Source organism: Mucilaginibacter sp. P4_G9, assembly GCF_056400985.1.
The window spans coordinates 1-5,578 of record NZ_JBFUKF010000331.1 but is presented as its reverse complement, the minus strand read 5'-3'; the positions used below and the strand labels follow the sequence as shown (position 1 = coordinate 5,578).

General features: G+C 43.4%; 3 protein-coding genes. All 3 read right to left on the bottom strand.

The window, feature by feature from the left end; all coding sequences use genetic code 11:
* Positions 1-1,357 (bottom strand): RagB/SusD family nutrient uptake outer membrane protein (locus tag AC1DPZ_RS20930; protein ID WP_477407057.1); only part of this gene is annotated, 1,357 nt, incomplete at its 3' end.
* An 11-nt stretch (positions 1,358-1,368) separates the two neighbouring features.
* The gene (locus AC1DPZ_RS20925) at positions 1,369-4,530 is read right to left on the bottom strand and encodes a SusC/RagA family TonB-linked outer membrane protein (RefSeq protein WP_477407055.1); all 3,162 of its coding nucleotides are present in this window, start codon (positions 4,528-4,530) and stop codon (positions 1,369-1,371) included.
* 585 nt (positions 4,531-5,115) lie between these two features.
* Positions 5,116-5,578, bottom strand: a 463-nt coding sequence (locus tag AC1DPZ_RS20920) for a helix-turn-helix domain-containing protein (protein ID WP_477407053.1), incomplete at its 5' end; no start/stop codon positions are given.

Sequence of the window (5,578 nt, the reverse complement as noted above, 5' to 3'; positions counted from 1 at the left end):
GGACCAGGTCAAACCAGTACTGGCCTTCAAATGCCAGTTCTATCCTTCTTTCATTCATTAAAGATGTAGTGGTAATGCTGGTTACTRCAGGCACACCCGCCCGTGCCCTTACCGCGTTAAAATATTGCAATGCCTGCCCATTGCTGGTCGAGCTATTGTTACCCATCAACGCCTCTGCATAAATTAAATATACATCAGCCAGGCGCAGTACGGTATTGTGTTCGATGGATGACCATAAGTCCATTGTTGGCGAGTTGTTATCGGCAGCGGTGCCTACAACATGTTTTTTTACATTGCAGCCACCGGATGTATACCCCCCGCCTGCGGCATTTAATTCCGGATAATAATCACCGGTCAGCATAAAGGTAGCTTTACGGCGGATGGAATCCTGCGGAGTATACAGATTGGCTAAATCGATGGTCGGGCCATAAGCTCCGCCCCAGCCCCCGTTACCGGTTACAAGCAAGGAACTTGGTGCAAAAAAAGTTTGAATACTATTGCCGTTACCGTAACCAACGCCGGGGGCCCACTGAAAGGCGAACAAGGATTCGGAATTGTCATTATATTGTGTACGGAAAAGGTTGTAATAACTTGGCAAAAGGCTTAAACCACTTGTTTTGCACACATTAGCCGCAAAATACGCCGCGCTGTCCAGGTCAGTTTGGTTCCTGGTACCACTTTGACCTAAGCCGGCCCTGGTTAGATATATCTTTGCCAGCATTCCCTGTGCCGACCAGGTGGTTACCCGCCCCGGCTGATCTGAAGTAGGTAGGTTGGTTACAGCAAACCTTAAATCGTTTATTATGAACTTATAAACATCGGCAAGCTTATGGCGTGGCACCAAAGGGTTCGCAATTAATTTGTCATTATCTTCAATAATAGGTACTGCGCCCCATAACTGGGCGATTTGAAAATAAGCGGTACCCCTTATAAACCTTAACTCGCCAAGCGCCCCGTTTTTACCTTTTACCGATACGCTATCGGGTAATTTTGTATTGATGGCTTTAATGTTGATGTTGCAGTGGGCAACAACATTAAAAAAGCCCTGCCATGCATTTGCGAGGTCACTATTGTCGCTGGTTAGTGAAAATGTGGTATACTGTACCAGTTGCGGATTATAGGGAGTTAGCATGTTACCGCTCATTACATCGCCAATACCAAGATAACCGAAATTGTTCCAGTTAAACCATGGCTGCGCGTAAATAGCGGCTGTAGCCAGTCTTAAGTCGGCCGTGCTTTTGTAAAAGTTATCGGTTGTGATGCCGGTTAAAGGTGGCCTGTTGAGGAATTCCTTTTTGCAACCGTTTGCCACCACAATCACGATTAATAAAGAAATAAATATTTTTAGCTGCTTCATAATAGTAATTTTTAATTATTTAGGGATATGTTGGCTCCAATGGTCAAAACGCGGGGCTGCGCATAATAACCGTTGTCGATACCTGCATTTAAGGGGTTCCATGAACCAATTTCAGGATCGTACCCTGTGTACTTTGTGATAGTAAATACGTTCGTCAAATTGCAGTATATGCGCAATGACTTCAGGTGAATCTTCGACAAAAGAGCTGGAGGGAATTTATAACCAAGCGCTATGCTTTTGCACTTCAGGAAAGACCCGTCTTCGACATACCTGTCCGAAAAGATGGTATTTTGATTGCCGCTGCTTTGGCTGATCCTTGTGATGTTGGTGCCCGGATTAGTAATATAAACGTTGTTAATGTCCGATGCGGAACCGGTTTGGTTAATCAGGCCAATCCTGGAATAATTAAGTACTGATGCGAAATAACCAAAATTCTGATTGGGGTCGTTACCTGCTACTTTTACGCCGTTGTAAACTTTATTACCGTATTCGCCGGTCATAAAAACAGTTAAATCAAAGTTTTTATAAGTAAGGGTATTGGTTACGCCATACTGAAATTTGGGCAGCGGCGAACCTAAATTGATTTGATCGGAGGCGTCTATTTTACCATCGTGGTTGTTATCTTTAAAAACAACATCGCCTACCCAAACACCGCCTGAGCCCGGCGTAATAGGAATAGGGCCGCTTCCATTTTGCCACACTGCTGGATATTTAGTAAAATCAGCAGCATTTTTGTATATCCCCAATGTTTGATATCCATAAAACTCGCCGATGGAACCTCCTACAACTGTTTTGGAATTGGTACCATAAATGGCCGGTGTTCCGGGTGCCAGCGCCAAAACGGTATTTTTGTTTTGCGAATAAACCAGGCTGGTCCTCCAGCTCAGGCTCTTTGACTTAATGTTGGTGGTTGTCAGCGTAAACTCAAAGCCTTTGTTGCTGACAGATCCGATATTAACGTAAGGGGCCAGCACTGCACCTGGCGAATACCCGCCCGCGGCATACGTGCCCGAATAGTAAGGCTCGGTAAGGCTTAATAATAAATTGTTTGTTTTGCGGTAGTAAACATCGCCGGAAAACTCAATCCTGTTGTTAAAAAAGCTGGCATCCAAGCCAAGGTTGTAGGACTTTGTAGTTTCCCATTTTATATTGGGGTTCCCTAACGTGGCTGTTAGCTGTGAATTGCCTGAAAGCCCTGTAGCCACGGTGGTTAACGTTGAGCCATAAGCGTATTCGGCAATGTTCTGGTTATTTACCAAACCGTAACTTAACCTGAGTTTCAAATCGTTTATTGATCTTACACTTTTCAAAAACGTTTCGTGGTTAACTCTCCAGGCAATAGCGCCCGAGTACGAGGTATTCCACCTGTTTGCAGAATCGATCTTTGATGTACCATCCCTGCGGACGGTTGCAGTTAACAAATACTTATCATCATAAGTAAAGTTTGCACGGCCAAAATAAGCTTCCAGTGCTCCGGCCCCTTTAACGCCGGTGTTAGTTGCGGTGGTTGGGTCGCCGCTGCTTATGGTTGTAACGCTGTTGCTCACAAAATTTGTCCTGCTCGCCGAAACTGAACTGGTGTTAACCTTCTGGGCCTCGTGCCCTGCGGTCGCACTCACGTAGTATTTCTTATTGAACGTATGCTGGTAGGTCAGGTAATTGGTAATTGATTTATAAAAGTTTTGCCCGCTGGTGGTTGTACCTGAATTGGATGTCCTGGTGTATGCCCCCATGGTATAAGTTGGATTAAAATAATCCTCGTTGGCAAAATCAAAATTCCCGGATACTTCATTGTGCAGAACAAGGTCGTTTGTAAACTGAATTTCGGCATAGGCGTTCCCGATCAATTGGTACCTGCTTTTTACATCAGTTAATATGGTTGCTATCGCAAATGGGTTAACGCCATACGCGCCATATATATTCGGGTCGYTGCCGCCCCAGGTACCATCCGGGTTTTTTACTTCAACATCGGGCGTTTGGCGCAATGCCTGCAAAATTACCCCAGTGTTGCTTGTGGCTACGTTTTCGGATACGTTGGCAAAAGCCAGGCTTGTACCTATTTTTAACCAGTTGGTTGTCTTATTATCTAAATTTAATTTAAGTGTACCTCTCTTAAAATCGGAGCCCAACGCTATCCCCTGCTGGGAAAAGAAAGTGCCCGATAAAAAGTATTTAGTTTTATCATTGCCACCACTTATCGCCACATTATGGTTTTGCTCCGGAGCAGTACGGAACAATGCCTTTTGCCAGTTGGTACCGGTACCCATATACTGCGGGTTGGCAAACTGCGGGCGAAGGTCATAACCGATGATGGCCGCCTTTTCATTCATGAACGTGGCGTATTGCCGCAAGTCCATCGTGTTATAATATTTTGGCAGTTTTTGCCAGCCAAAGTAGCCGTCATAGCTTATTGCCGCTGCGCCGGAAGTCCCTCTTTTGGTGGTGATTATCACCACACCATTTGAGGCCTGAGAGCCATAGATGGCGGTAGCAGAAGCATCCTTTAAGATATCGATGGAGGCTATCTGGGAAGGATCGAGCGAAGATAACGGATTAGAGCCATTACCTGAAATTGGCGATTGTGTATTAGGCGGTATCTGTACCCCGTCGATAACGTATAACGGCGGTGAACTTGTAAAGCCGCCTACGCCACGTATTTGTATGTTAACATCCCCGCCCGGCTGGCCGGATACCTGTTGTACGATAACGCCCGCTGCTTTACCCTGCAATGCCTGATCGATTGTTGTAGGCTGCGTTTGTACAATATCAGAAGATTTAACAGATGATATGGAACCTGTAAGGTCTTTTCTTGTCGCTCTTCCATATCCAATTACAACCACCTCATCCAGGCCGTTAACGGATGGCGCAAGTGCTACGTTAACTGTCCCCCGCGACCCTACATTTATTTGCTGGGTAGCATAACTGATAAAACTGAATACCAGCACATCGCCCGGTTTTGCGTCGATGGCATAAGTACCATCGGCACCCGATATCGCCCCGGTGTTTCCGTCTTTAATTTTGATGCTGACGCCGGGAAGCGGCTCTGAATTGTCGGCGCTTGTTACCTTTCCGGTAATCTTTTTGCTTTGCGCATAAGCCGAAAAGCCCAGAAAAACAGCTGCTATAAATAGCAAAATACTGTGTCTTAATTTTTTTTGTAAACTTTTTTCCATTTATAAAGGAATTTTAATAGGAATCAAATAATTGGTTTATTGTACTTGGTTTGGTTGTTAAGTTTTCAGTGTCGCTTTTTCTTCATAATTTATAGGGTGATCTTTATTGGGTTTGAAATTTATTGTTCAGTATTATTTAATGTACCGGTCAGGTACTGCGCCAAAAAGTTAGGCGGTACACGTATCGGCTTATATAAAAAGGCTTTAAACCGGGGGCTACCCTACGAGCATCGAAGTCTTAAATAGAAGATTTCCCCCAGGACGAAAAGGTTCAAAAAACGCTAAACGTTTAAATAGTAACTTTTTAAGCATAATCTAAGTTGTTGGTTTATAAATCAGGACTTTACATATAATAAATTGGCCGTATTATATGAGGGTAAAGTTACCGGCAGGCTTAGATCGCGAAGGGCTATAATTCGGATGATTGGTATGAAAAATATGCACCTGTTTAAAAAATAAACTATTGATAATCAATAATTTAATATAAAACAAGAGTAAAAAATCATAGTATTACCTTCTTTGGAAAAGGCCTTTTTTTCATAACTGCCAACTATTGGTATAGCTGGCGTGAGGGGCAAGAAAAAATCAATCGATACTGTCCAGGTACTGGGAAGGTGTCACCAAAAATTCTGCTTTAAATACTTTAGAAAAATATTTCGCATCATTATAGCCCACCTGGTAGGCGATCTCCGTTACGGTAAATTGTTTTGTCAGCAGGAGTTGTACTGCTCTTTTTAACCTTACCGTTTTAATAAACTCCACCGGAGTTTTGCCGGAAAGCTTAAATACCTTATTATATAATGCCCCGTGGCTCATATTCATCTGGCTACTTAGCAATTCAACTGAAAAGCCGGCATTTGGAATATTCTCCTCAAGGACCGTCAATAACTTTTTCATGAATATTGTATCGGGAGTTTCGATTTCCAAATCGCCGGGTTTGGCTTCAATTTGCCTTTGATATGTTTCTTTTACTACCTGTTGGTTTTTAATTAGGTTATGTACCTTAAAACGTAATATTTCAAAATTAAAAGGCTTGGACAAGTAATCG